At 73.3% G+C, this 24,471-nt stretch carries 24 protein-coding genes, 1 pseudogene and 1 riboswitch; of the genes and pseudogenes, 12 read left to right on the top strand and 13 right to left on the bottom strand.

Annotation, left to right across the window (positions count from 1 at the left end; all coding sequences use genetic code 11):
* Positions 1–123: 123 nt before the first annotated feature.
* A pseudogene (locus ACFVQ0_RS30930) lies at positions 124–553 on the bottom strand (cobalamin biosynthesis protein); the annotation flags it as partial.
* A gap of 85 nt (positions 554–638) precedes the next feature.
* On the opposite strand from ACFVQ0_RS30930, the gene ACFVQ0_RS30925 reads away from it, so the two are divergent.
* On the top strand, positions 639–1,361 hold the full coding sequence (locus tag ACFVQ0_RS30925) for a ZIP family metal transporter (RefSeq protein WP_073735291.1): 723 nt from the start codon (positions 639–641) through the stop codon (positions 1,359–1,361).
* Between the two features lie 5 nt (positions 1,362–1,366).
* On the opposite strand, the gene ACFVQ0_RS30920 is transcribed toward ACFVQ0_RS30925, so the two are convergent.
* From ACFVQ0_RS30920 to ACFVQ0_RS30890, 7 genes are all read right to left on the bottom strand, one after another.
* Entirely contained in the window at positions 1,367–2,782 is a 1,416-nt protein-coding gene (locus tag ACFVQ0_RS30920) for a cobyrinate a,c-diamide synthase (RefSeq protein WP_390092494.1), read from the bottom strand.
* Complete coding sequence (cobO, locus tag ACFVQ0_RS30915) at positions 2,776–3,375, bottom strand: cob(I)yrinic acid a,c-diamide adenosyltransferase (protein WP_024494042.1); 600 nt, start codon at positions 3,373–3,375, stop codon at positions 2,776–2,778. The genes ACFVQ0_RS30920 and cobO overlap by 7 nt, the downstream gene beginning before the upstream one ends.
* On the bottom strand, positions 3,375–5,414 hold the full coding sequence (locus tag ACFVQ0_RS30910; RefSeq protein WP_390092493.1) for a putative cobaltochelatase: 2,040 nt from the start codon (positions 5,412–5,414) through the stop codon (positions 3,375–3,377). The genes cobO and ACFVQ0_RS30910 overlap by 1 nt, the downstream gene beginning before the upstream one ends.
* Complete coding sequence (locus tag ACFVQ0_RS30905) at positions 5,411–7,048, bottom strand: cobyric acid synthase (RefSeq protein ID WP_390092492.1); 1,638 nt, start codon at positions 7,046–7,048, stop codon at positions 5,411–5,413. The genes ACFVQ0_RS30910 and ACFVQ0_RS30905 overlap by 4 nt, the downstream gene beginning before the upstream one ends.
* Positions 7,045–8,058 carry a cobalamin biosynthesis protein gene (locus ACFVQ0_RS30900; protein ID WP_390092491.1) on the bottom strand — a complete coding sequence of 338 codons (1,014 nt, stop codon included), beginning with the start codon at positions 8,056–8,058 and terminating at the stop codon, positions 7,045–7,047. Before ACFVQ0_RS30900 ends, ACFVQ0_RS30905 begins: the two co-directional genes overlap by 4 nt.
* Positions 8,059–8,173: 115 nt before the next feature.
* Positions 8,174–8,307: riboswitch (cobalamin riboswitch) on the bottom strand.
* A gap of 206 nt (positions 8,308–8,513) precedes the next feature.
* A complete protein-coding gene (locus ACFVQ0_RS30895; RefSeq protein WP_390092490.1) occupies positions 8,514–8,747 on the bottom strand; it encodes a hypothetical protein in 234 nt (77 codons plus the stop codon).
* Between the two features lie 12 nt (positions 8,748–8,759).
* Complete coding sequence (locus tag ACFVQ0_RS30890; protein WP_390092489.1) at positions 8,760–10,037, bottom strand: inorganic phosphate transporter; 1,278 nt, start codon at positions 10,035–10,037, stop codon at positions 8,760–8,762.
* A 236-nt stretch (positions 10,038–10,273) separates the two neighbouring features.
* Here ACFVQ0_RS30890 and ACFVQ0_RS30885 point away from each other — a divergent pair, with 236 nt between their 5' ends.
* From ACFVQ0_RS30885 to ACFVQ0_RS30875, 3 genes are all read left to right on the top strand, one after another.
* Positions 10,274–10,951, top strand: coding sequence for a class II aldolase/adducin family protein (locus ACFVQ0_RS30885; protein WP_390092488.1), 678 nt, complete (start codon positions 10,274–10,276; stop codon positions 10,949–10,951).
* A 78-nt stretch (positions 10,952–11,029) separates the two neighbouring features.
* Positions 11,030–12,160, top strand: a complete 1,131-nt coding sequence (locus ACFVQ0_RS30880) for an alpha/beta hydrolase (RefSeq protein ID WP_390092487.1) — start codon at positions 11,030–11,032, stop codon at positions 12,158–12,160.
* Positions 12,161–12,345: 185 nt separating this feature from the next.
* Complete coding sequence (locus ACFVQ0_RS30875; RefSeq protein ID WP_390092602.1) at positions 12,346–13,656, top strand: hypothetical protein; 1,311 nt, start codon at positions 12,346–12,348, stop codon at positions 13,654–13,656.
* A 71-nt stretch (positions 13,657–13,727) separates the two neighbouring features.
* On the opposite strand, the gene ACFVQ0_RS30870 is transcribed toward ACFVQ0_RS30875, so the two are convergent.
* Positions 13,728–14,141 carry a VOC family protein gene (locus tag ACFVQ0_RS30870; protein WP_390092486.1) on the bottom strand — a complete coding sequence of 138 codons (414 nt, stop codon included), beginning with the start codon at positions 14,139–14,141 and terminating at the stop codon, positions 13,728–13,730.
* Positions 14,142–14,274: 133 nt separating this feature from the next.
* The gene (locus tag ACFVQ0_RS30865) at positions 14,275–15,165 is read right to left on the bottom strand and encodes a neutral zinc metallopeptidase (RefSeq protein ID WP_390092485.1); all 891 of its coding nucleotides are present in this window, start codon (positions 15,163–15,165) and stop codon (positions 14,275–14,277) included.
* A gap of 254 nt (positions 15,166–15,419) precedes the next feature.
* On the opposite strand from ACFVQ0_RS30865, the gene ACFVQ0_RS30860 reads away from it, so the two are divergent.
* The 3 genes from ACFVQ0_RS30860 to ACFVQ0_RS30850 all read left to right on the top strand — a co-directional run bounded on the left by ACFVQ0_RS30860 (position 15,420) and on the right by ACFVQ0_RS30850 (position 18,523).
* Positions 15,420–17,018, top strand: coding sequence for an ABC-F family ATP-binding cassette domain-containing protein (locus ACFVQ0_RS30860; protein WP_390092484.1), 1,599 nt, complete (start codon positions 15,420–15,422; stop codon positions 17,016–17,018).
* 341 nt (positions 17,019–17,359) lie between these two features.
* Positions 17,360–17,581 carry a helix-turn-helix domain-containing protein gene (locus ACFVQ0_RS30855; protein ID WP_018518904.1) on the top strand — a complete coding sequence of 74 codons (222 nt, stop codon included), beginning with the start codon at positions 17,360–17,362 and terminating at the stop codon, positions 17,579–17,581.
* A gap of 150 nt (positions 17,582–17,731) precedes the next feature.
* Entirely contained in the window at positions 17,732–18,523 is a 792-nt protein-coding gene (locus tag ACFVQ0_RS30850) for an enoyl-CoA hydratase/isomerase family protein (RefSeq protein WP_390092483.1), read from the top strand.
* A gap of 71 nt (positions 18,524–18,594) precedes the next feature.
* On the opposite strand, the gene ACFVQ0_RS30845 is transcribed toward ACFVQ0_RS30850, so the two are convergent.
* Entirely contained in the window at positions 18,595–19,341 is a 747-nt protein-coding gene (locus ACFVQ0_RS30845; RefSeq protein ID WP_390092482.1) for a hypothetical protein, read from the bottom strand.
* Positions 19,342–19,434: 93 nt separating this feature from the next.
* Between ACFVQ0_RS30845 and ACFVQ0_RS30840 the strand changes: the two genes are divergently transcribed.
* Genes ACFVQ0_RS30840 through amaP form a run of 5 tightly spaced genes read left to right on the top strand, consistent with a single transcriptional unit; the run spans position 19,435 to position 21,764 of the window.
* On the top strand, positions 19,435–19,911 hold the full coding sequence (locus ACFVQ0_RS30840) for an Asp23/Gls24 family envelope stress response protein (protein WP_390092481.1): 477 nt from the start codon (positions 19,435–19,437) through the stop codon (positions 19,909–19,911).
* 32 nt (positions 19,912–19,943) lie between these two features.
* A complete protein-coding gene (locus ACFVQ0_RS30835; RefSeq protein ID WP_073735273.1) occupies positions 19,944–20,135 on the top strand; it encodes a hypothetical protein in 192 nt (63 codons plus the stop codon).
* Complete coding sequence (locus ACFVQ0_RS30830) at positions 20,132–20,494, top strand: Asp23/Gls24 family envelope stress response protein (protein ID WP_073735272.1); 363 nt, start codon at positions 20,132–20,134, stop codon at positions 20,492–20,494. Before ACFVQ0_RS30835 ends, ACFVQ0_RS30830 begins: the two co-directional genes overlap by 4 nt.
* A complete protein-coding gene (locus tag ACFVQ0_RS30825; RefSeq protein WP_390092480.1) occupies positions 20,491–21,180 on the top strand; it encodes a DUF6286 domain-containing protein in 690 nt (229 codons plus the stop codon). Before ACFVQ0_RS30830 ends, ACFVQ0_RS30825 begins: the two co-directional genes overlap by 4 nt.
* The gene (amaP, locus tag ACFVQ0_RS30820; protein ID WP_390092479.1) at positions 21,177–21,764 is read left to right on the top strand and encodes an alkaline shock response membrane anchor protein AmaP; all 588 of its coding nucleotides are present in this window, start codon (positions 21,177–21,179) and stop codon (positions 21,762–21,764) included. Before ACFVQ0_RS30825 ends, amaP begins: the two co-directional genes overlap by 4 nt.
* Before the next feature lie 90 nt (positions 21,765–21,854).
* Here the strand turns inward: amaP and ACFVQ0_RS30815 are convergent, their stop codons facing one another.
* Both ACFVQ0_RS30815 and ACFVQ0_RS30810 read right to left on the bottom strand, forming a co-directional pair.
* Positions 21,855–22,610, bottom strand: coding sequence for an SDR family oxidoreductase (locus ACFVQ0_RS30815; RefSeq protein WP_390092478.1), 756 nt, complete (start codon positions 22,608–22,610; stop codon positions 21,855–21,857).
* 4 nt (positions 22,611–22,614) lie between these two features.
* Positions 22,615–24,426: a glycoside hydrolase family 15 protein gene (locus tag ACFVQ0_RS30810; RefSeq protein ID WP_390092477.1), complete on the bottom strand. Its 1,812-nt coding sequence runs from the start codon at positions 24,424–24,426 to the stop codon at positions 22,615–22,617.
* Positions 24,427–24,471 lie beyond the last annotated feature (45 nt).

Genomic DNA, 24,471 nt, shown 5'->3' with positions numbered 1-24,471 from the left:
GGAAGTGCGGCGATACGACTATGCGCCCAGCGACGGGCTTCACGCAACGGTCCGGACCTGACGACGCGACGGGCGCGGACGGTGCCGCGAGCGCCGGCGCGGCCTCCGCGACGGCCGGGGGATGGCGCGGAGCCCGGCGGACGACGGCGCAGGTGACCATCGCCGCGCGCCCCTCCGGGTGCGACTTCCGCTTCGGTACCAGGAGTTCGCCGCCCCCGGCGAGCGCCGCGGCCTCCGCCACCGAGGGCGTGCCGACGGCGGCGAGCGGCGCGCCGGACGGATGCGGCACCTCGACGCGGGCCAGCACCTCGGCCGGGTACGTCAGCAGCGGCACCCCGAGCCGAGCGGCGGCGGCCACGATCCCCGGCTCCCCGGCCCTGGCCTCGGCGGTCGCCAACTCCGCGACGTCCAGCGGCGAGAGCCTGGCCCCTGCCAGGGCGTCCCGGATCAGCCCGAGCACCTCGTCCCGCGGCGCGCCCCTGGACGCGCCGACCCCGACGGTGAGCGAGGGGGGCGGCGGATCGGGCAGGTGACCGCCGGGGCCTTCGGTCATGGAGCACTCCTTCCGGACTGATGAGAGCGGTGACGGCGCGCGCCCTGAGATGCGCGTACCGGGGTCAATCGGCTAGCAAGAGCCCATGGCGGTGTTCGTCGCGCTCGGCGCGTTCCTGATGACCCTGGCCGGCGGCTGGGTCGCCCAGCGCGTCACCGACCGCCGCCACCTCGTACTCGGCTTCGCCGGCGGACTGATGCTCGGCGTGGTCGGCCTGGACCTGCTGCCGGAGGCGATCGAGGCCGCCGGCGGCCTGGTCTTCGGTGTACCGGCGGCCCTGCTGCTGTTCGTCGGCGGCTTCCTGGTCGCGCACCTGGTGGAGCGGCTGCTCGCGGTACGCCAGGCCGCGCACGGGGCGGGCGAGGAGCGGGTGCCCCAGGTCGGGCTGACGGCTGCGGCGGCCATGGTCGGGCACAGCCTGATGGACGGCGTGGCGCTCGGCGCGGCCTTCCAGGTCGGCGGCGGCATGGGCGCGGCCGTCGCCCTCGCCGTGATCACCCACGACTTCGCGGACGGCTTCAACACGTACACGATCACCAGCCTGTACGGGAACGCCCGCCGCAAGGCCCTCACGATGCTCTACGCGGACGCGGCGGCGCCCGTCGTGGGTGCGGCGACGACGCTTCTGTTCACCCTTCCGGCGGAACTCCTCGGCTGCTATCTCGGCTTCTTCGGCGGAGCGCTGCTCTACCTCGCCGCGGCCGAGATCCTTCCCGAGGCGCACCACGACCATCCGGCCCGCTCCACACTGCTCTGCACGATCGCCGGGGTGGGCTTCATCTGGCTGGTCGTGGGCATCGCGGACTGACCGGCTCACCGGGTGCCCGCCGCGGTGCCCGTGGTCCGTTCCGCGCACTTCCCGACGAACCGGCGGGCGGTGCCGGGCGCGGCGGCCCAGTGGGTGTGCAGGTAGCTCGCGTGGACGCCCCGCCGCACGAACCCCTCCACGCGCCGTTCCGGCCGGTGCATGCCCCAGGCCGGCTCGTCCCCGGCGCCCGGCTCCAGCACGGTGCGGTGGAACTCGTGCCCGCGCATCCGGGTACCGGCCGCCGCGAGCACGTTGTCGGAGAGCGCCACGGCATCCCGGTAACCGAGCGTCAGCCGCTGGGACATCCGCCCCTCCGCGTCCAGCACCCCGCACATCGGCAGCCCGTCGAGCGACCGCGCCAGATAGAGCAGCCCCGCACACTCGGCGGCGACCGGCGCCCCGGACGCCGCCAGCTCCGCGACGGCCTCGCGCAACGGCTCGTTGGCGGACAGCTCGGGCCCGTACACCTCGGGGAACCCGCCCCCGATGACGAGCCCCCGGGTCCCATCGGGCAACGACTCGTCCCGCAACGGATCGAACGGCACGACCTCGGCCCCAGCGGCGGTGAGCAGCTCACTGTGCTCGGCGTAGGAGAAGGTGAACGCGGCCCCGGAGGCAACGGCGATCCGTACCCCGGCCGACGCACTGTCCGGCTTCCTCGGCGCGCCGTCCGGCTCCGCCGATGCCACCGCCCCCGCCGCGTCCCACACCTCACCCGTGAGCGGCGGCGCGGACCGGGCCAGCGCCAGCAGCCCCTCCAGGTCGCACCCGTCCAGCACCTGCCCCGCCATCGCCGCGACAGCGGCCACCGCGTCGCCCCGGCGCTCTGCCACCGGCACCAGGCCCAGGTGCCGCGACGGCACCGCCAGCTGACCGGCCCGCCGCAGCACCCCCAGCACCGGCACCCCGGACTCCTCCAGGGCCTCGCGGAGCAGCGCCTCGTGCCGGTCGGAGCCGACCTTGTTCAGGATCACCCCGCCGATCCGCACCTCCGGATCCCACGAGGCGAAACCGTGCACCAGCGCCGCCACGGAGCGCGACTGCGACGACGCGTCCACGACCAGTACCACCGGCGCCCGCAGCAGCTTCGCGACATGCGCGGTGGACGCCAGCTCACCGAGGCCGGAGGCCCCGTCGTACAGCCCCATCACGCCCTCGACGACCGCCAGGTCACACCCCTGCGCCCCGTGCGCGAACAGCGGGGCGATCAGATCGGGGCCGCACATGTACGCGTCGAGATTGCGGCCGGGGCGTCCCGTGGCGAGGGTGTGGTAGCCCGGATCTATGTAATCGGGCCCCACCTTGTGCCCGGACACGGCGAGTCCGCGTCGGGCGAAGGCGGCCAGCAGGCCCGTCGCGACGGTGGTCTTGCCGCTGCCGGACGACGGCGCGGCGATGACCAGGCGCGGAATCGTCACCACTCGATGCCCCTCTGGCCCTTCTGCCCGGCGTCCATCGGGTGCTTGACCTTCGACATGTCGGTCACCAGGTCCGCCGCGTCCAGCAGTGCGGCAGGCGCGTTGCGACCGGTGATCACCACGTGCTGCGAACCGGGCCGGTCGCGCAGTACCTGGACGACCTCTTCGGTGTCGACCCAGCCCCAGTGCATCGGGTAGGCGAACTCGTCGAGCACGTAGAGCCGGTGGGTCTCCGCGGCGAGGTCGCGCTTGACCTGCTCCCAGCCCTCGCGGGCCGCCGCCTCGTTGTCCAGCTGCTGATCGCGCTGGACCCAGGACCAGCCCTCGCCCATCTTGTGCCAGACGACGGGCCCGCCCTCACCGCTCGCGCCGAGGACCTTCAGCGCGTTCTCCTCGCCGACCTTCCACTTCGCGGACTTCACGAACTGGAAGACCCCGACCGGCCACCCCTGATTCCAGGCGCGCAGCGCCAGCCCGAAGGCCGCCGTCGACTTCCCCTTGCCGATACCGGTGTGCACCATCAGCAGCGGCCGGTTGCGGCGCTGCCGGGTGGTGAGTCCGTCGTCCGGCACACTGACCGGCTGTCCCTGCGGCATCAAGCTGCCTTCCTGTTGTCACCCTGAACGTCCTTGACCAGCCCGGCGATCGAGTCGGCCCGCAGCTCGTCGAGCGTGACGGCGGTGCCGCCCAGCTCGGCCGCGAGACTCGCCGCGAGACCGAGCCGCACCGGACCCGACTCGCAGTCCACGACCACGGACGCGGTGCCCTCTGCCTCGTGCAGCCGGGCCGCCCGCGCGGCCAGCGCCACCGGCTCCGGTCCGCCGGTCGCCCGGCCGTCGGTCACCAGGACCAGCAGCGGCCGCCGCGACGGATCGCGCAGCCGCTCCACCCGCAGCACGTCATGGGCCTTCAGCAGCCCCGCGGCCACCGGAGTGCGGCCCCCGGTGGGCAGCGTTTCCAGCCGCGCGGCGGCCGCGTCCACCGAGGAGGTCGGCGGCAGCACCACGGCCGCCTCCTTGCCCCGGAAGGTGATCAGCCCGACCTTGTCCCGCCGCTGATAGGCATCCATCAGCAGCGAGAGGACCGCGCCCTTCACGGCGGTCATCCGCTGCCGGGCGGCCATCGACCCGGAGGCGTCCACGACGAACAGCACGAGATTCCCCTCGCGCCCCTCCCGCGTGGCCTGCCGCAGATCGTCCCGCCGCACCACCAGACCCCGCCCGGACCGGCCGCGCGCCCGCTGGTGCGGGGCGGCGGCCTGCACGGTGGCGGCCAGGTGCAGCTTGGTGAGCGCGCCCTGCGGACGGCGCGCGCCGGTGGTCCGCCCGTGCTCGGTGCGCGCCCGGGAGCGCCGCCCCGCCGCGCCCTCGCCGAGGCCGGGCACGCTCAGCATCTTCGTACGGAACGGCTCGCCGGCCCGTACGGGCTGCTGTTCGCCGCCCCCGGCCGGCCGGCCCTGCCCAGGCTCCCGCTCCGTGCCCTGCTCGGGCACGGACTGTTCGGGCCCTGACCCCTCGGGCGTGTCGTCGGCGCCGCCCTCGGGCCGCGGCGGTGTGTCGGGTCCGTCGCCCTGCGGCGGCGGGCCGCCGCCACCGGGGCCGTCCGGGTCCGGATCGTCGTCCTCGCCGCTGTTCTGCTCCAGCGTGTCGTCGAGCTTGTCCTCGTCGAGCCCCGGCGCGTCGAAGGGATTGCGCCGGCGCCTGTGGGGGAGCGCGAGCAGCGCCGCCTGCCGTACGTCCTCGGAATGCACGTCGGTGCGCCCGTCCCACGCGGCCAGCGCCGTGGCGGTCCTGGCCATCACGATGTCGGCGCGCATCCCGTCGACCTCGAAGGCCGCACAGGTCGCCGCGATCTGCCGCAACGCGCCGTCACCGAGCCGCACTTGGGGCAGCAGCGCCCGCGCGGCCGCGATCCGGTCCCGCAACTCGCCCTCCTCCTCGGCCCATCGGGCGGCGAAGGCGGCCGGGTCGTCGTCGTACGCGAGCCGCCGGCGCACCACCTCGACCCGCAGATCGGTATCCCGGGAGGCGGCGACCTCGACGGTCAGCCCGAACCGGTCGAGGAGCTGCGGCCTGAGCTCGCCCTCCTCCGGGTTCATCGTCCCGACCAGCAGGAAGCGGGCGGCATGGCGTACGGAGACGCCCTCGCGCTCCACGTAGGAGGCGCCCATGGCGGCCGCGTCCAGCAGCAGGTCGACCAGGTGGTCGTGGAGGAGGTTGACCTCGTCCACGTACAGGATTCCGCGGTGGGCGTCCGCGAGGAGCCCCGGTTCGAAGGCCTTCACGCCCTCGGCCAGCGCCCGTTCGATGTCGAGGGCGCCGACCAGCCGGTCCTCGGACGCGCCGACGGGCAGCTCGACCGTCCGTGCCGCCCGCGACGCGCCGGACGCCGGCTCGTGCGGGCCGTCGGGACACGCCGGGTCGGGCGAGGCGGGGTCGCAGGAGAACCGGCACCCCGGGACGACGGACACCTCCGGCATCAGCGCGGCCAGCGCGCGCACGGCGGTGGACTTGGCGGTGCCCTTCTCGCCGCGCACCAGCACTCCGCCGACGGCCGGCGAGACGGCGTTGAGCAGCAGGCCGAGCCGGAGATCGTCCTGCCCGACGATGGCGGTGAAGGGGTACGGCGTACTCACAGGGCCTCCTTGGTGGCGGCGGTTTCCAGCGGCTGCGGTGTTTCCGGCGGGTCCAGCGGGGCCGGTGGGGTCGGCGGGTCCGGCGTGACGGCGACGGCAGGGGCTCCGGGCGCTCCCGGCGGGACGAAGGGGAGTCCCGCGGGCGCGCCCGACTCGATGAGCCGCCACAGCGCGTCGGTGTCCGCGTGCTCCTCGATGAGGTCACCGAGGAGGTCGAGCTGTTCCTCGCGCAGTGCGGCGAAGCAGGTGTCGGGGGCGGGGACGAAGCGGCGCCCCGCGGCCCGCGCGATCTCGGTCAGGAAGCAGCGGCGGAACGCGTCGCTCTCCAGCGAGCCGTGCCAGTGGGTGCCCCACACCGCGCCTGACCGGCAGCCGTCGAGCCGCTGCCCCCGCCCGTCGGTGAGGAACGGCTCGCCACCCCTCACGTCCGCGACGCCGTGGTGGATCTCGTACCCCTCCACGGGAGCGCCGAGCGCCTCACCGACCGGCCGGGCGAGGGTCTTCTCGCGGTCGAACCGGACGCGGACGGGCAGCAGCCCGAGCGCGTCGACCCGACCGGCGCGCGACTCCACCTCGTCCTCGATGTGTTCGCCGAGGATCTGATAGCCGCCGCAGATGCCGAGGACCGGGCGGCCCTCCGCGGCGCGCCGCAGCAGCGCGTCCGCGAGCCCGCGCTCGCGCAGCCAGGCCAGCGCCTTCACGGTGCCCCGGGTGCCGGGCACGATGACGAGATCGGCGTCGGACAGCTCCTCCGGACGGTCCACGAACCGCACGACGACGCCCGGTTCGGCGGCCAGCGCGTCCACGTCGGTGAAGTTGGACATCAGCGGCACGGCGCACACGGCGACGCGCAGGATGTCCTCGCCGTGCGGGGGCGCGACGACCGACTCGCGTACGGTGCCGCGCAGCGAGACCCGCAGCCCGTCCTCCTCGTCGATGCCGAGGCCGTGGGCGAACGGCAGCACCCCGTAGGTGGGCCGCCCGGTGAGACCGAGCAGCATGTCCAGGCCCGGCTCCAGCAGCGACACGTCGCCGCGGAACTTGTTGACCAGGTAACCGGCGATCAGCTCCTGGTCCTCGGCGGCCAGCAGCGCCGTCGTACCGAAGAACGAGGCGAAGACCCCGCCCCGGTCGATGTCCCCGACGACCACCACCGGGAAGCGCGCCGCCCGCGCGATGCCCATGTTCACGATGTCCGTGCGCCGGAGGTTGATCTCGGCCGGGCTGCCCGCGCCCTCGCAGATCACCGCGTCGTACGCGGACCTGAGCTGCTCCAGGCAGTCCACGACGGTGGACAGCAGCTGCTCCTGCCTGCCGCCGTGGTAGCCGCGGGCGCTCATCTCGCCGACCGCGCGCCCCATCAGGACGACCTGGCTGGAGCGGTCGCTGCCGGGCTTGAGCAGCACCGGGTTCATCAGCGCGGTCGGCTCGACCCGGGCGGCCTGGGCCTGCATGGCCTGGGCCCGGCCGATCTCGGCGCCCTCGCGGGTGACGAAGGAGTTGAGGGACATGTTCTGCGCCTTGAACGGCGCGACCTTCACCCCCCGGCGCACCAGCCAGCGGCAGATCCCCGCCGTGACGACGCTCTTGCCCGCGTCAGAGGTGGTCCCGGCGACCAGCAGTCCGCCGCTCATGTCGGTCTCCGTCCTGAGGTGCGCGCGCCCGGGGCAGGTGTTCCCGTGCCGCGCGTCGAGGTGATCCGTCGTGCGGCGGCGCCCACGCCCAGCCGGGCCGCCACGCCCACGCCGAGGGCGAGCACCCCGATCCGGCGCGAGAGCCGTACGGCGCGTTCGATGTCCTCTGTCGCCACCGCGCGGCCCGCGCCGCCGTTGAGCACGGGGCGGTGCTCGACCCGGCCGCCGTAGGCGAGGGTGCCGCCGAGCCGTACGCCGAGCGCGCCCGCGAACGAGGCTTCCACCGGGCCCGCGTTGGGGCTCGGGTGCTTCGCCGCGTCCGCCCGCCAGGCCCGGACCGCACCGCGCGGGTCCCCTCCCGCGGCCACGGCGAGCAGGGCCGTCAGCCGGGCGCCCGGCCAGCCCACCAGGTCGTCGAGGCGGGCAGAGGCCCAGCCGTAGCGCAGGTAGCGGGGCGATCTGTGGCCGACCATCGCGTCCAGGGTGTTGGCGGCCCGGAAGCCGACGAGTCCGGGGACCCCGCCCAGCGCACCCCACACCAGGGCGCCGACCACGGCGTCGGAGGTGTTCTCCGCGACGGACTCCACGACGGCACGGGCGATCTGCGGCCCGTCCAGGGAGTGCGGGTCGCGGCCGCACAGATGGGGCAGCCGCTCCCGCGCCAGGCCGAGGTCCCCGGCGGTCAGCGCGCCGCCGATGGACCGGGCCTCGCGCCCCAGCGACGTACCGCCGACGACGGACCAGGTGGCGGCGGCGGTCAGGGCGACGGAGGCGGCGGGACGGCGGCGCAGCGCGTGGGCGGCCAGTGCCGCGCCCCCGGCGGCGCCTCCGGCGCAGACCAGGGTGTGCAGGGCGCCCCACCCGCGGTGGTCGCGCCACAGACGGCGTTCGACGCCTGCCGCGGCGCGCCCGAAGGCGGCGACCGGATGTCCCCGGCGGGGATCACCGAGCAGCAGATCACCGATCAGACCGGCCGTGGCGCCGTACGCGAAGATGCGATCGGCACGCACGGTTCAGCCGGCCGTCGCGCCTCGAAGGACCTTGGGGTCTTCCGTTTGGATCATGCCGGGCATGGTGATGTCCTCACTCAGGGTCCGCGCCCTGGTTCGACGTGACCGGCGACGAGAGTCTCCTGGCTCCCGGATCCGCAGTTCCCCCGGTCTTCCAGCCCACTCGGCGTGGACCGTGACTTCCGGTGGTGGGGGACTGCTCCCCGGTGACAGTGGCGGGACCGCGCCGGATTCGCACCGGCTTCCTCTGCTGTCGCCGTAATGGCTCCGGCAGTCCACCACGCTCCGCGAACGCCAGTCAACCTACCGTTGACCTGCGACGGTGCAGTGTGCTGAGCCCCACATCGGCACGCACATCGGACACGCGTCGGGACGCGCGTCGGGCCGGCCGCACCCGAGGTGCGGCCGGCCCGATGAGGCGGATGGTTCAGCGGCTGTGGTTCAGACGCTGCGGTTCAGGCGACGATCAGGTAGATCCCGTAGGCCACCGCTGCCGCGCACAGTCCGAAGCAGACGTACGCGCCCGCGCGGGCGAGCATCAGGGACCCGCCGGACCGCCCGCCCGGCTCGGCCGTTTCCGGCTGCCTGGAGAGGCCGGCGATGCCCAGGGTGAAGAGGCCCACCAGGGCGACGGTGGCGACGAGAGAGACGCCGAAGACGGTGCCGAGGGCTGCCCAGTCGATGTTCATGGAGGATCTTCCTTACACCGTGGCGGGTCGCGCCGGGTCGGCTACGGCCGGGGCCGGGATGGTGGCGGTGAGTTCGTGGGCCTGGGCGGCCGAGGTGGGCGGCGGGCTGACAGCCGCGATGGCGGTGGTGACGACGCCCATGGGTTCGGCGTCCCCGGTGACCGGAGCGCCGTCCTGGCCGCCGGGCGCGACATCGTCCTGGCCGACCGGCTTGCGGCGGGACAGCACCCAGATCGCTCCGGAGCCCGCGATCAGCAGTACGGCGACGAGCACGACGCCCCAGGTGCCCTGCTTGGTGAGGAACTCCGCCCCCGCGCCGACCAGACCGGCGGCCGGCAGCGTCAGACCCCAGGCGACGAACATCCGGGTGGCGGTGGACCAGCGGACCACGCCGCCCCGGCGGCCGAGACCGGCGCCCATCACGGCACCGGAGCAGGACTGGGTGGTGGAGAGGGAGAAGCCGAGGTGCGAGGAGGCCAGGATGACCGTCGCCGCACTGGTCTGGGCGGCGAAGCCCTGCGGCGGCTTGAGCTCGGTCAGGCCGCTGCCCATGGTGCGGATGATGCGCCAGCCACCCAGGTAGGTGCCGAGCGCGATGGCCATTCCGGCGCTGACGATGACCCAGACCGGCGGGTTCGAACCGGGGGAGAGGACTCCGCCGGTGACCAGGGCCAGGGTGATGATGCCCATCGTCTTCTGCGCGTCGTTGGTGCCGTGGGCGAGGGAGACCAGCCCGGCGGAGGCGATCTGTCCGGCGCGGTAGCCCTTGGCGGTCGCCTTCTCCTGCGCGCCGCCCTGGACCTTCCCGCCGATCCGGTACGTCAGCTTGGTGGCCAGCAGCGCGGCCAGTCCGGCGACGATCGGGGCGGCGACCGCGGGGAGCAGCACCTTGGTGACGACGGTGCCGCCGTCGACGGAGGACCAGCCCGCGGACATCACCGCGGCGCCGATCAGACCGCCGAAGAGGGCGTGCGAGGAGCTGGACGGGAGCCCGACCAGCCAGGTCAGCAGATTCCACAGGATGGCGCCGACGAGCGCCGCGAAGATGACCTCGGTTCTGAGGCCGTCCTCATTGATGATCCCGCCGGAGATCGTCTTGGCGACCTCCACCGACAGGAACGCGCCGACGAGGTTGAGAGCGGCGGACATCGCCACCGCTGTCTTGGGTTTGAGTGCGCCGGTCGAGATGGTGGTCGCCATCGCGTTGGCGGTGTCGTGGAAACCGTTCGTGAAATCGAACACTAGAGCTGTCACGATCACAATCGCGAGCAGCAGCGTGATGTGTTCCATTTACCCAGGCAATCGTTCGACGTCAGTGGCAGGTGGACCGTAGGCAACCTGGGTGAACGGAAGATGAACTGAACAGGGCGTTACGGTGACCCCAATCGGAGTGGCGTCGCCCTGTTTGGCCGTGTCCTGACAGGGCGGGACGGGCACAGGGCGGTGTGGGCCCCGAATCCGGGGGCCGGCCGGCCCCCGGCGGGAAGCGGAATCATGGACCGCTCATCAGTGGAAAGGATCTTCGTATGAGCGATCAGCGGCAGAGCCCGCTCGAACACACCCGGGACATCGAACGGGCCTGGGGCGCGGTCGTTGCCACCGCCCGCAGGACGGCGGCGGACGGTCTGGTCGTCGGCACCTCGGGGAACGTCTCCGCGCGGGTGGGCGGTACCGTCCTGGTCACCCCGAGCGGCGTGCCGTACGACCGGCTCCGCCCCGAGGACCTGGTCGGCGTCGATCTGGAGGGCAACCGGATCCTCGGCCGGCTGGCCCCGACCAGCGAACTCCCGCTCCATCTCGCGGTCTACCGGAACACGACGGCGGCCGCCGTCGTGCACACCCACGCGGTGCACGCCACGGCCGTCTCCACGCTCGTCGCCGAGGTCCCGCCGATCCACTACGCGGCCGCGCTGCTGGGCGGCCCCGTCCGGGTCGCCGCATACGCCCGGTACGGCACGGAGGAGCTGGCCGCGAACATGCTGACCGCCCTGCGCGACCGCACCGGCTGCCTGCTCGGCAACCACGGAACCGTCACCTACGGAGCCACCCTCGACGAGGCGTACGACCGCACCGCCCAGCTCGAATGGCTGTGCCGCCTCTGGCTCGCCGCGAGCGCCGTCCCCGGCCGCTCCCCGGCCCTGCTCACCCCGGACCAGCTGGGCGATGTCGGGGAGGCGCTGAAGGGGTACGGGCAGCCGGGCTGAGCCCGCCGGGGCGGGCGGCCGCCACCGGACGGCCCCCGCCCGCTGGCCGAGTGCGCGGGCGCCCACGAGACTGAAGCCGTGCGCCCGGCAACAGCGACGGCAGCAGTCGCCACCTCCATCCTCGGCGCCGGTGCGGCAGCGGTCGCGGCCGGCCGGTACGCCGGCGACGTCGCCCTCAAGGCGCCGTCGTCCGAACGCCCGTTCCCCGCCGACCGCAGAGTCACCGTGCACGCGACGGCGGCCGGGCAGGTCACCCTGACCCGCTCCTTCGCCGCGCTGCGCCCCGGCACCTACGGGCTGGTCGGTGACGACGTCCACGCCGTCGTCGGCCCGGTGATCGACCAGGCCCACCAGGCCGCCGACACCGTCGTGCGCCGGCTGGAGCGCGTCAACCGGGGCACCCTGCGCCCCGGGGCCAAGGTCCGCTTCACGCCCGAGGTGCACACCGGTGACCCCGCCACGGCCCTCGGCCTCGAATACCGCGAGGTCGAGATCACCGGCGAGCTCGGCGCCCTGCCCGCCTGGTTCGTGCCCGGCCCCCGGGACACCTGGGTCATCACCGCGCACGGCATCGGCACCACCAGGGAACACCCCCTGAACCTGCTCGGCTTCCTGAACGGACAGCAGCTGCCGGTGCTCGACATCGCCTACCGGGGCGACGCCGGAGCACCGCGCTCCCCGGACGCCCTCAGCCACCTCGGGGAGTCCGAATGGCGCGACCTGGACGCGGCCATCCGCTTCGCGGTCCGCTACGGCGCCGAGAAGGTGGTGCTGCACGGCTGGTCGACCGGCGCCTCCATGGCGCTCCACGCGTCCGCCAACTCCGCGCTCCGGGACCGGATCTGCGGCCTCGTCCTCGACTCCCCGGTGATGGACTGGGCCACCACCCTGCGCGCCCTGGCCGCCGCCCGCGGCGTGCCGTCCGCCCTGCTGCCCCTCGCCGTCCGGGCCGCCCAGGGACAGACCGGACTGCGCGGCGCCCGGCTCCTGGACACCTCACTGCCCCGGACCCTGCACGTGCCCACCCTGATCTTCCACGGGCCCGACGACACCTTGGCACCCTGGCAGCCGTCCCGCGCGCTCGCCGCCCACCGCCCCGACCTGGTCGCCCTGCACCCCGTGGCGCAGGCTCCGCATGCGGCGATGTGGAATGCCGACCCGGTGTACTACGAGGAGACGTTGCGCCGCTTCCTCACGCCCCTGATGTGAGCTGATGCGCCGCTTCTGCTGGTTGGTCCCGGACGGTGCGGACGCCCCGGAACACCGGTGATCCGGGTTCCGTTTGGGCTTTCGGGCTGTCAGAGGCAAGACTGCTCCCCGTGACGTCCCGTACCCCGCGCGACTCCAGGCTGCGACTTGTCCGCCCGCGACCCCTCGCCACCGCTCACAAGGCCGTGATCACCCGGCGCACCAGGCCGGCCCCCCGCCCGCCCGAGGGCACCCCGCCCCGCGCGGAACTGGCCCGGCAGGCCAGGACCGCTCTCGCCGACGCCGTGCGGATCGCCCGCTGGGCCGCCGGCGGCTCCCGACCGGGCACCCCGCCGCTGGCCGAGACGGCACTCGAACGGGCCTCCTCGGAACTTCGGCTGTCCCCGGGCCAGGTGCGGTCCGGCTGGGACCGGGCCCGGCTGGCCGGGCTCGTCGAACTGCACGGCGACACCGCACGGCCCGGCTGGCGGCTGCGCGCCTGGGACCGCGACGACTCGGCCGTACTCCGCGGCTGGGTGGCGCTCTTCGACGCCTGGTCCCTCGTCCACCCCGCGCCGCAGGACATCGAGTCCACCGCCGTCGCGGAGGCCGTCGAGGCCGTGCCCCAAGTGCTCTCCCTCCTCCAGCTCTCGGCGGGCCCGGTCACCGTGCCCGCCCTGCTCGATCTGCTGGGCCAGCGTGTCGCGGAACTCCACGAGGAGCGCTGCGAGGTGCCGTACGGGCCGCAGCCGCTGCCGGTCCCCGCGGAGCCGGCTCCCACCGCCCACCCGGAGGCGCTGGTCGCCCTCCTGCTGGACTGGGCCCTGGAGGGGCTCGCCGCCGTCGGCGCGCTCACCCTCGGCTCCGGGCACGCCACCCTCACCCCGCTCGGCAACTGGGCGGTCTGGGTCAAGCTGGAACAGATCTGCGTCGCCGCCCAGAGCCCGGCCGGCAACATCGAGCAGTCCGCCGCCGACATGCTGCTCGGCTGCGCCCGGCTCACCCCCGGCCCGGCGCGGGCCGAGTACCGCGCCTGGCTGGCCGCCCGCCCCGTCGGCAGCGCCGTCGCCGAACTGCTCGGAGTGGCGCGGGGCGAGGACGCGCTGCTGCGCGGGCTCGCCTTCGAAGCGCTCCGGGTGGTCGGCGCACCCGCGGAGCCCGAGGTGCGCTCGGTCGTGGCCGACCCGTCGCTGCGCCCCTACGCGCTGCTCTGGCTCGCGGAGTACGACGGGGCGGACCCCGAGGACGCCCAGGACGTCCTCAGCCGCGAAGAGGCCACCTGGCTCTGGGTCGACACCGCGGCGGCCGTGGCCGACCACGGCGAGACCGCGCTGCTGGTCCGCCACCTCGACTCGGCCGTGCAGGGCAGCGTCCCGGCCCTCCTCGACGAGGTGCGGGCGGTGGGCCATCCGCGCACCGTCCAGGTCCTGGTGGCGCTGGCCGCCGCGCACCCCGACCCGGCACTCGCCAAGGCGGTCCGCAAGGCGGCGTTCCAGGTGCACACCGGCGGAGCCTGACCAGCCGGTCCGGCCGGCCGGGGGAGACCTCGACCGGCCGGACCGCCGTCAGCCCGTAACCCGGACCGCCGTCAGTCCGTCGCCCCCGGGGCGTACGTCCCGAAGCTCCACACGTTGCCCTCGGCGTCCCGCGCCATGTAGTCGCGCGAGCCGTAGTCCTGGTCTGTGGGCGGCATCAGGATCTCCACCCCGTGCTCCACCGCCCGCGCGTGGTGCGCGTCGGTGTCGTCGACCACCACATAGACGCCGACCGGCCCGGCCCCGCGCATCGCCTTCGCGAAGATCCCCTCGCGGCCCTTGGAACCCAGCATCACCCTGCCGTTCCCACAGGACAGCTCCGCGTGCATCACCGTGCCGTCCTCGCCCTCGTACACCGCTTCCGCGGTGAAGCCGAGGGCCTCCGTCAGCAGCTTGATCGCCGCCTTCGCGTCGTCGTAGAGAATCGTCGGAAACACCGACGGCACACCCGCCGTTGAGCCCGCCATCGCGCTCACCTCTTCTCGCATCGCCAGGACCCCGCGCCCGACTCGTGTGTGATCTGTGTCTCAGTCTCCCACCGGGCACCGACAACGCCCCGCCGGAAGCCTCCGACGCCGCTGCGGAAGCGGGTCCCGCAGGTCAGCGGAGTGTGTCGCAGTCGCCCGTATCGCCACCGCGAAACCCCGCGGTGAACCACTGCTGCCGCTGCGCCGCCGAACCGTGCGTCCAGGACTCCGGGGTGACCCGGCCCTGGAACCTCTCCTGGATCCGGTCGTCCCCGACCGCCGCGGCCGCGTCGAGACCGTCGCGGATGTCCGCCCCGGTCAGCTCGGTGATCAGCGGCCGGCCCGTCGCTCCGTCGGGCGTCGTCGTCGCGTGGTGCGCCCAGACCCCGGCGTAACAGTCCGCCTGGAGCTCCACCTTCACCGCGTTGCTGTTCTCGCCGGTCCGCCCGTCCTGCGTCCGGCCCAGCGTTCCCAGCTGGTCCTGCACGTGGTGCCCGTACTCGTGCGCGACCACGTACGCCTGGGCGAACGGTCCGCCGCTCGCCCCGAACGTGGTCCGCAGCTCGTCGAAGAACCCCAGGTCCAGATAGACCTGCCGGTCCCCGGGGCAGTAGAACGGCCCCACGGCCGAGGTCGCGGACCCGCAGGCGGTGCTGATCCGGTCGGTGAACAGGACCGTGCGGGCGTTCCCGTACGTCGCTCCGCGCCGGGCGAACTCCCCCCTCCAGTAGTCCTGGACACTGTTGACCACCGCGACCGTCCGGCAGTCGTCCTTGGTGGCGGCGTCCCGGCCGGTCCGGCAGTCCCGCTCGACCTGGGCGGCCGAGGACGCGGTCGCGGTCGTGCCCGAATCACCGGAGGAGAGGCCGAGCTCCTCGGGGCCGACGCCGAAGAGCAGCCCCATGATCAGCGCGATCACCCCCGCGATGCCGCCGCCCACGGTGGCCCTGCCGCCCGGGACGCGGCTGCCGCGCACATCCCGTACCTCGGACGTGTCCAGACCGGCGTCGTCGTCGAACCGCATGGCACCACCCTCTGCTCCGCGCGGCCGCGTACCGCCCTGCGCCGAGTATCAGATAGTTCACACCGAGATGCCCCTTATCGGGTCAACGGTGGGACCGGGCGGTCGGGAGCGGGAGCAGGCGGAAAAGCGATTGGACACCGCCAGTAGACTGGTCCTCATGGCAACTCTCCTTGTGCGTATGCGTGAGTAGCGGCGTTCGAGTCGTGAATCGCTAGCTGTTCCTCCGCCGTCCATTCCGCCCTGGAGTTTTTCCCGTGATCACCGCTTCCGGCATCGAGCTGCGCGCCGGCGCCCGCATGCTTATCGAATCCGCCTCCTTCCGCATCGCCAAGGGCGACCGCATCGGCCTCGTCGGCCGCAACGGAGCGGGCAAGACCACCCTCACCAAGTGCCTCGCGGGCGAGGGCACCCCCGCCGCCGGCACCATCACCCGCTCCGGTGAGGTCGGCTACCTCCCGCAGGACCCGCGCACCGGCGACCTCGACGTGCTCGCCCGCGACCGCGTCCTCTCCGCACGAGGCCTCGACGAGACGCTCCGCAGGATGCGCGAGAACGAGGAGCGGATGGCGAACGGCAAGGGCGCCACCCGCGAGAAGGCGATGAAGAAGTACGAGCGCCTGGAGACGGAGTTCCTCACCAAGGGCGGATACGCCGCGGAGGCCGAGGCCGCCACCATCGCCGCGGCCCTCAGCCTGCCCGACCGGGTGCTCGCCCAGCCGCTGCACACCCTCTCCGGTGGTCAGCGCCGCCGTGTCGAGCTGGCCAGGATCCTCTTCTCCGACGCCGACACGCTGCTCCTCGACGAGCCCACCAACCACCTCGACGCCGACTCCATCGTCTGGCTGCGCGACTACCTCAAGAGCTACCGGGGCGGCTTCGTCGTGATCTCCCACGACGAGGAGCTGGTCGAGACCGTCGTCAACAAGGTCTTCTACCTCGACGCCAACCGCTCCCAGATCGACGTCTACAACATGGGCTGGAAGCTCTACCAGCAGCAGCGCGAGGCCGACGAGAAGCGCCGCAAGCGCGAGCGCCAGAACGCCGAGAAGAAGGCCGCCACCCTCAACGCCCAGGCCGACAAGATGCGCGCCAAGGCCACCAAGACCGTGGCCGCGCAGAACATGGCCAAGCGCGCCGACCGGCTGCTCTCCGGTCTGGAGGCCGTACGGGTCTCCGACAAGGTCGCCAAGCTGCGCTTCCCCGACCCCTCGCCGTGCGGCAAGACCCCGCTGATGGCGGAGGGCCTCTCCAAGTCCTACGGATCGCTGGAGATCTTCACCGACGTCGGTCTCGCCATCGACAAGGGCTCCCGGGTCGTCATCCTCGGCCTCAACGGCGCCGGCAAGACCACGCTGCTGCGCCTCCTCGGCGGCGCGGAGAAGCCCGACACCGGCGAGATCATCGAGGGCCACGGACTCAAGCTCGGCTACTACGCCCAGGAGCACGAGACCCTCGACCCGGACCGCACCGTCCTGGAGAACATGCGCACCGCCGCGCCCGACCTCGACCTCGTCGCGGTCCGCAAGACGCTCGGCTCGTTCCTCTTCTCCGGTGACGACGTCGACAAGCCGGCGGGCGTGCTCTCCGGTGGCGAGAAGACCCGGCTCGCCCTGGCGACGCTGGTGGTCTCCTCCGCCAACGTGCTCCTGCTCGACGAGCCCACCAACAACCTCGACCCGGCCAGCCGCGAGGAGATCCTCGGCGCGCTGCGCACGTACAAGGGCGCCGTCGTCCTCGTGACGCACGACGAGGGCGCGGTCGAGGCGCTCCAGCCCGAGCGCATCATCCTGCTGCCCGACGGGGTCGAGGACCTGTGGGGTGCGGACTACCGGGACCTGGTCTCGCTGGCCTGACCCGGCAGGGCCGTCCACTGATCCACTTCCGCTGGATCATTCGGCCTACGCGTGATCCATCATCTGCGTGAGTACGTCTCGTACCTCGGCGCGGCGCCCGGCAGATACCTGCCGGGCGCACCCATTTACGGGCGGAAAACCCACGCGGCCCTGACCTGGACGTTTTTCCCGGAGCGCTCCCCAGGAGCCCTCCTCGGCCCTGCGGAATGCGGGATTCCGATCAGACCGGCGCACTCCCGGGGCGTGAATCCGGTCGCACGGACCTTGCCGAATGGGTGGCCAGGAAGCGCTGGAGGGGTGATCATGAGAGTCCAGAGCGCACTTCCCACGAGGAGGCACGGGTGGCCGAGACTCTGAAGAAGGGCAGCCGGGTAACCGGCGCCGCGCGCGACAAGCTCGCGGCAGACCTGAAGAAGAAGTACGACTCCGGTGCGAGCATCCGGGCGCTGGCCGAGGAAACCGGCCGCTCCTACGGATTCGTCCACCGGATGCTCAGTGAGTCCGGAGTGACGCTGCGGGGACGCGGCGGCGCGACACGAGGCAAGAAGGCCGCGACGGCCTGACAGCCGTCGCCGGACCGGGGCGGATCCTGCTGATCCGCTCCGTGGCCCGCCGGTTCGGTGGTGGCCACCCGGTCGATCGTATGGTCGATCGGGTGGTTACTGTTCAGTCACTTAGCTCTGTGCTGACTGCACCCGATCCGGAGGCGCTTCATGACCTCGCTCGACACTGTGCTCGACAAGGACGGCGTACGACTCACCGTCGATGACGCGGTTGCCACGGTGACCCTCACCAATCCGGCCAAGCGCAACGCTCAGTCCCCCGCTCTGTGGCGGGCGTTGACAGAGGCCGGACGGGCTCTGCCCGGCAGTGTGCGGGTCGTCGTGCTGCGCGGCGAAGGTGTGTCCTTCTCCGCCGGCCTCGACCGCCAGGCGTTCACCCCCGAGGGCTTCGACGGCGAGCCGTCGTTCCTCGACATGGGGCGTGGCCCGGAGGCCGAGCTCGACGCGGTCATCGCCGAGTACCAGTCCGCGTTCACCTGGTGGCGCCGCAACGACCTCGTGTCGATCGCGGCCGTCCAGGGGCACGCCATAGGCGCGGGCTTCCAGCTCGCCCTCGCCTGCGATCTGCGGATCGTCGCCGAGGACGTGCAGTTCGCCATGCGCGAGACCAGCCTCGGTCTGGTGCCCGACCTCACCGGCACGCACCCCCTGGTGCACCTGGTGGGGTACGCCCGCGCGCTCGAAATCTGCGCCACCGGCCGCTTCGTGCACGCCGCGGAGGCCGAGCGCACCGGACTGGCCAACCTCGTGGTGCCCGCGGCGGAGCTCGACGGAGCCGCCCGCGACCTGGCCGGCGCCCTGCTGGCCGCCCCGCGCGACGCCCTCGTCGAGACCAAGGCCCTGCTGAGCGGCGCCCTCTCACGTACGTACGAGGAGCAGCGCACCGCCGAACGGGCCGCGCAGGGCCGCCGGCTCCGCGATCTGGCGGGCGCTTCCGACTGACCCGTCACCCGGCCGGGGCATCCCGCCTGCGGTTTTTCTGCGCGCGGATCCCCGGCCCCGGCGTGTCCGGCTCAGCCCTCCGAGGTGCCCGGTGCGGCTTCCGCCGCTCCCGGCCCGGCCGTGGGCCCCGTCACCGCCGTGACCAGCACCGCGACCGGCGGATGCCCGTCCACCGCCTCCGTCACCGCCGCCCGCACCGCGCGTGCCACGTCGAGCGCGCGGTGGCCGTCGTCCGTGGCCAGCTCGACCCGTACGTGATCCGCGCCCGTGTGCACGGCGGGGCCCAGCACCCGGGTCAGCGTCGAGACACCGGCCACCCCGGCGGCGGCCCGGCCCGCAGTGCCCTCGGTCTTCGCCGCGCGCACCCCGTCCGCTTCCGGCTCCGCCCGCTCCGGTTCGGCGTCCAGCAACTCCGTGACCTGGAGATCCACCTCGCAGACCTCCAGGCCGAGCCGGAGCGAGGCCGCCGTCAGCAGCGCGGAGCGCAGCGCCGCCGCGGCGGCCGGTAACGGCTGGTCGGCCGTCGCCGCCATGGTCGCCTCGATCCGCAGCGGGCCGGGCGGCAGCGCACTCGGGGGAGACGGCACCCGCGCACCGGGGGCCGTGCCCGGATCGGCCACCGCGATCCTCAGCTCACCGAGCACCGGCCCCGGTCCCCGGCCCCGTACCGCCCGGCGGAGCACCGCGACCGCGGCCCGTTCCGAGATCCAGGCACCGTCCGCCGGGCCGCCCAGCGGGAGCAGCCTGCCCAGGCCCAGTCGTTGCCGAACCGCCGCGGTCCATCCGTCGGCCCTGTTCGGGCTGTCAGCCGTCGTCATTCCCTCAGCCTGCCGCATCCACGGCGCGAGACGGGGCAAGCGCACTTAATGTGGGCAATGAAGTCCATTCCTGCCCCGAAGGGAAGAACGGCGATGACCGAGACCCCACAGCGGAACCGGCCAGAGAACCCCGACAAGGACGCGAGCTCGTCACTGACCAAGCGTGGCGGAGGAGACCCCGGCACCCGCGGCCGTACGACGATCGCGGACGGGGTGGTCGAGAAGATCGCCGGAATGGCGGCACGCGACGTGGTCGGCGTGCACGCGATGGGCAGCGGCCTCTCCCGCACCTTCGGCGCGGTGCGCGACCGGGTGCCCGGCGGCGGCAAGTCCGTCACCCGCGGCGTGAAGGCGGAGGTCGGTGAGTCGCAGACCGCCCTCGATCTGGAGATCGTCGTCGACTACGGCGTGTCGATCGCGGATGTCGCCCGTGACGTACGGGAGAACGTTGTCGCGGCCGTCGAGCGGATGACGGGTCTCGAAGTCGTGGAGGTCAACATCGCGGTGAGCGATGTGAAGCTGCCCGACGAGGAGGACGACGACGATCAGCCCGAGCCACGTCTCCAGTAGTCCTCCGGTCCGAGGTAGTTGAGGAGCGCACGATGAGCATGGCTGTGGTCGGCATGGTGGCGGGCATGGCGCTCGGATTCGCCGGATATTTCGGCGGGTTCGGGGCCTTCCTGCTGGTGGCCGCGTTGGGGGCGGTCGGCTTCATCGCCGGCCGCTTCCTCGACGGTGACCTGGAGCCCGGCGACTTCTTCCGGAGTCGCGATCGCGGCGACCGACGGCGGTGACGGCCGTGTCGGGGGCAGGCGACCGGGTCGCCGCCGCGGAGCGGGGGGAGACCCGGATCGCCGACCGGGTGGTCGCGAAGATCGCCGCCCAGGCGGCGAAGGAGGCCGTCGACGAGCCGGCCGAGGAAGGCGCGTCGCCGCGCGCCACGGTCACGGTGCACCGTGACACCGCCCGGGTACGGGTGAGTCTTGAGCTCGGATATCCCAGCGACATCGGCCGCCAGTGCGGCGCGGTGCGTCAGCGGGTCGCGATGCGGGTAAAGGCGTTGGCGGGGATGGAGGTGCCCGAAGTGGCCGTTCAGGTCGAGCGCCTGCACCCCTCAGGAGCGAGCCTCGCGGTGCAGGGGAGGATCCGATGACCGAGCCCCAGAATCCGGAACAGAGCACGCGGCGTCTGCCGACGGTCCAGCCGGTGGAGGACCGCGGTGACGTGCTCGAACTGGACCAGTCCGCCTCGGGCGCGTCCTACGAGCCGGCGCCCGCCAAGGACCGGGGCGCGGGCGGCGACGGCCGCTTCTGGTCCGCCCGCCGGGTGCCGGCCTTCATCCTCGCCCTCGTGGTCCTCGGCGGCGCCGGACTCATGCTGTACGACGTAGCGGCGGTCCGGGCCGGCCATCCGGCGATGCAGTGGCGCCGCACACTGGCCGACGAGCTGGCACGGCGGCCCGTGAACGACGTCTGGGTGCTGACCGGCGCGGCGGTCGCGGCGGCGATCGGCCTGTGGCTGATCCTCCTCGCGCTCACGCCCGGACTCCGCGATCTGCTGCCGATGCGCCGCGACCGCCCGGACGTCAGGGCCGCGCTCGACCGGACCGCGGCCGCGATGGTCCTGCGCGACCGGGCCGTAGAGGTGTCCGGCGTGCAGTCGGTACGGGTCCGGATGCGCCGGAGCAAGGTGGGGGTGCGGGCCGTCTCGCACTTCCGTGAACTCGACGACGTACGGGCCGACCTGGACACCGCGCTCTCCGCGGGCATCGCGGAACTCGGCCTGTCCAGGCCGCCCGGTCTGTCCGTCCATGTCCGCCGTCCGGCGAAGAAGGGGTGAGCGGCGTGCTCAGGACCGTCAACCGGGTACTGCTGGGCCTCGCCGGGCTGGTGCTGGTCTGCGTCGGCGGCGGAGTGCTGGCCGCCGCCACCGGGCTCTCCGTCCCGTCCTGGTGGCCGTGGTCGGGGAAGCACGACGTGCTGCTCAGCGAGGCCGACCGCACCCGCTGGCGCTCGGACGGCTGGTGGTGGCCGACGGTGATCGCGGTCCTCGCCGTCCTCGTCGTGCTCGCCCTGTGGTGGCTGCTGGCCCAGCTGCGCCGGGCCCGGCTCTCCGAGGTGCTGGTGGACAGCGGGGACGGCGAGGGCGCCCTGCTGCGCGGCCGGGCCCTGGAGGGCGCGCTCGCCGCGGAGGCGGGCGGCCTGGACGGGGTGGCCCGCGCGCAGGTCGTACTGACCGGGAAGCGCAGCACGCCGAGGGCCAGGATCCGGCTGCTGATGGAGCCGCACGCGGCGCCGGACCAGGCGCTGGGCCGGCTGACCGACGAGGCGCTGGCCCATGCCAGGGACTCGGCGGGGCTGGACCGGCTGCCCGCGGAAGTACGGCTCAGGGCGGTCAAGCACCGCGCGGAGCGGGTGAGCTGACGGACAGCCGACGGACAGACGCGGCGGGCGGGCCGGAGAAGTCGTCTTCCGGCCCGTCCGCCGCGTCCGCCCCCGTCCGTACCGGTCGGATCAGAAGCCGTGCCGGGAGCCGCCGTCGACCGGGACCATGATGCCGGTCAGATACGAGGCGGCGGGCGAGAGCAGGAAGGCCGCCGTCCGGCCGAACTCCTGCGGGGTGCCGTAGCGGCGCAGCGGGATGCGCGCCTCGTTGGCCGTGCGCGAGGCCTCCGCGTCGCCCGAGAGCGCGTCCAGTTCGCGGACCCGGTCCGTGTCGATCCGGGCCGGCAGCACGCCCACCACCCGGATGCCGCGCGGGCCCAGCTCGTTGGCCAGCGACTTGGCGAACCCGGCCAGGCCGGGGCGCAGACCGTTGGAGATGGTCAGCCCGTCGATCGGCTCGTGGACGGAGCCGGAGAGCACGAAGCCGATGACCCCGCCGTCGCCGAGCGCGGCGGCGGCCACCCGGGCGAGCCGTACCGCGCCCAGGAAGACCGATTCGAAGGCCGACTGCCACTGCTCGTCGGTGTTGTCCGCGGCGGAACCGGGTGCCGGACCGCCGACGCTGATGAGGATGCCGTCGAGCCGGCCGCACCCCTCCAGCGCGGTGTCCACCAGCCGCTGCGCCACGGCCGGGTCCGCGTTGTCGGCGACGAGCCCGACGGCGTCCGGGCCCAGCTCCTCCGCGGCGGTCCGGACGCTCGATTCGTCCCGGCCGGTGATGATCACCTTCGCGCCGTCGTCCACCAGCGCCCGCGCCGTGGCGTTGCCCAGTCCCCGGGTCGCCCCGGTGACGATGTACACACGGTCCTTCAGTCCAAGATCCATGGCTCTATCCTGCCGCCTCGCCCGTCGCCGCGTCCTCGGGGGCCCGCGCCTCCGCCAGGGCCACCGCCGTACCGACAAGACCGACGTGGCTGAAGGCCTGCGGGAAGTTGCCCAGCTGACGCTGTCCCGCGGTGTCGTACTCCTCTGCCAGCAGCCCCACGTCGTTACGGAGGGCCAACAGCCGTTCGAACAGCTCGGTGGCCTCCTTGGTGCGCCCCGTCATCCGCAGCGCGTCGGCCAACCAGAACGAGCAGGCCAGGAAGGCGCCCTCGCCGCCCGGCAGGCCGTCGATCGAGGGGCCGTCGGTGCTGTAGCGGCGCACCAGCCCGTCACTGCCGAGCTCGGCCCGGACCGCGTCCACCGTCCCGACGAGCCGCGGGTCGTCGGGCGGCAGGAAGCCGGTCCTGGCGATCAGCAGGGTCGCGGCGTCCAGGTCCCGCGAGCCGTACGACTGGGTGAAGGTGTTGCGCACCGGGTCGTACCCCTTCTCGCAGACCTCCCGGTGCACGGCGTCCCGCATCGCACGCCAGCGGTCGGCGTCGCCGGTCAGTGACGGGTCCTCCTCCAGGCTGCGCACGGCCCGGTCGGCCGCCACCCAGGCCATCACCTTGGAGTGCACGAAGTGGCGGCGCTGGCCGCGGATCTCCCACAGCCCCTCGTCCGGCTCGCGCCAGGTGGACTCCAGGAAGCCGAGCAGGCTGAGCTGGAGGTTCCAGGCGTGCGGTTTGTCGCCCAGACCCGCGTCGCGGGCCAGCCTGAGCGAGTCGATGACCTCCCCGTACACATCGAGCTGACGCTGGCGGACCGCTGCGTTGCCGATCCGGACCGGGGCGGAGTTCTCGTAGCCGTTCAGCCACGGCAGCTCCGATTCGGGCAGTCTGCGCTCGCCCGCGAGCCCGTACATGATCTGCAGATCCGCCGGGTCGCCGGCGACGGCGCGCAGCAGCCAGTCCCGCCAGGCGCCGGCCTCCTCCAGATAGCCGGCCGAGATCAGGGCGCCGAGGGTGAGCGTGGAGTCCCGCAGCCAGCAGAAGCGGTAGTCCCAGTTCCGTACGCCGCCGATCTCCTCGGGCAGCGAGGTGGTGGGGGCCGCCACGATGCCGCCGGTCGGGCCGAAGGTGAGCGCCTTCAGGGTGATCAGGGAGCGGATCACCGCATCCCGGTAGGGGCCCTCGTACTTGCAGCGCGCGGACCACTCGGCCCAGTCGGCGAGGGTGTTGTCCAGCGCCTCGAAGGGGTCGACCAGCTCGGGCCGGGGCGAGTGCGAGGGGTGCCAGGTCAGGACGAAGGCCACCCGTTCCCCGGCGGCGACGGTGAACGAGGAGCAGGTGGAGAACTGCTGGCCCCAGGTCTTGACCGGCGGCTCGCTGCGCAGCCAGGCGGAGTCCGGCCCGGCGACCGCCACCCGGTGGCCCTGTGAGCGGCGCACCCAGGGCACGACGGAGCCGAAGTCGAAGCGCAGCCGGAGCACGGAGGTCATGTCGACGGTGCCGCTGACCCCCTCGATGATCCGCATCACGTCGGGTGCGGCGTCGCGCTGCGGCATGAAGTCGATGACCTTGACCGTGCCGGTACGGGTCTCCCAGAAGGTCTCCAGGACGAGGGAGTCACCGGCGTAGGCGCGCCGGGTACAGGTGTCCGCGCCCTGCGGTGCGATGCGCCAGTGGCCGTTGTCCTCGTCACCGAGCAGGGCGGCGAAGCAGGCGCCCGAGTCGAAGCGGGGCAGGCAGAGCCAGTCGACAGAACCGTTTTTTCCGACCAGGGCGGCTGTCTGGAGATCGCCGATGAGGGCGTAGTCCTCGATGAGTGGTGTCACGTTCTGGCGTGTTCCCGAACATGGGCCCTGCTAAGCAGGCGTTGT

It is taken from the genome of Streptomyces sp. NPDC057900 (genome assembly GCF_042887885.1).
In the GTDB taxonomy this organism is placed as follows: Bacteria; Actinomycetota; Actinomycetes; order Streptomycetales; family Streptomycetaceae; genus Streptomyces.
The sequence above is the reverse complement of the archived record's forward strand: the minus strand, read 5'-3'. Positions and strand labels throughout refer to the sequence as shown.

What these genes read in the sequence shown, in the direction of transcription:
- ACFVQ0_RS30845 (WP_390092482.1), bottom strand. Translation starts at nt 19,341, where the DNA reads ATGACGACGGCTGACAGCCCGAACAGGGCCGACGGATGGACCGCGGCG.
- ACFVQ0_RS30905 (WP_390092492.1), bottom strand. Translation starts at nt 7,048, where the DNA reads ATGAGCGGCGGACTGCTGGTCGCCGGGACCACCTCTGACGCGGGCAAG.
- ACFVQ0_RS30890 (WP_390092489.1), bottom strand. Translation starts at nt 10,037, where the DNA reads ATGGAACACATCACGCTGCTGCTCGCGATTGTGATCGTGACAGCTCTA.
- ACFVQ0_RS30825 (WP_390092480.1), top strand. Translation starts at nt 20,491, where the DNA reads ATGACCGAGCCCCAGAATCCGGAACAGAGCACGCGGCGTCTGCCGACG.
- ACFVQ0_RS30895 (WP_390092490.1), bottom strand. Translation starts at nt 8,747, where the DNA reads ATGAACATCGACTGGGCAGCCCTCGGCACCGTCTTCGGCGTCTCTCTC.
- ACFVQ0_RS30865 (WP_390092485.1), bottom strand. Translation starts at nt 15,165, where the DNA reads ATGCGGTTCGACGACGACGCCGGTCTGGACACGTCCGAGGTACGGGAT.
- ACFVQ0_RS30815 (WP_390092478.1), bottom strand. Translation starts at nt 22,610, where the DNA reads ATGGATCTTGGACTGAAGGACCGTGTGTACATCGTCACCGGGGCGACC.
- ACFVQ0_RS30885 (WP_390092488.1), top strand. Translation starts at nt 10,274, where the DNA reads ATGAGCGATCAGCGGCAGAGCCCGCTCGAACACACCCGGGACATCGAA.
- cobO (WP_024494042.1), bottom strand. Translation starts at nt 3,375, where the DNA reads ATGCCGCAGGGACAGCCGGTCAGTGTGCCGGACGACGGACTCACCACC.
- ACFVQ0_RS30925 (WP_073735291.1), top strand. Translation starts at nt 639, where the DNA reads ATGGCGGTGTTCGTCGCGCTCGGCGCGTTCCTGATGACCCTGGCCGGC.
- ACFVQ0_RS30835 (WP_073735273.1), top strand. Translation starts at nt 19,944, where the DNA reads ATGAGCATGGCTGTGGTCGGCATGGTGGCGGGCATGGCGCTCGGATTC.
- ACFVQ0_RS30850 (WP_390092483.1), top strand. Translation starts at nt 17,732, where the DNA reads ATGACCTCGCTCGACACTGTGCTCGACAAGGACGGCGTACGACTCACC.
- ACFVQ0_RS30840 (WP_390092481.1), top strand. Translation starts at nt 19,435, where the DNA reads ATGACCGAGACCCCACAGCGGAACCGGCCAGAGAACCCCGACAAGGAC.
- ACFVQ0_RS30870 (WP_390092486.1), bottom strand. Translation starts at nt 14,141, where the DNA reads ATGGCGGGCTCAACGGCGGGTGTGCCGTCGGTGTTTCCGACGATTCTC.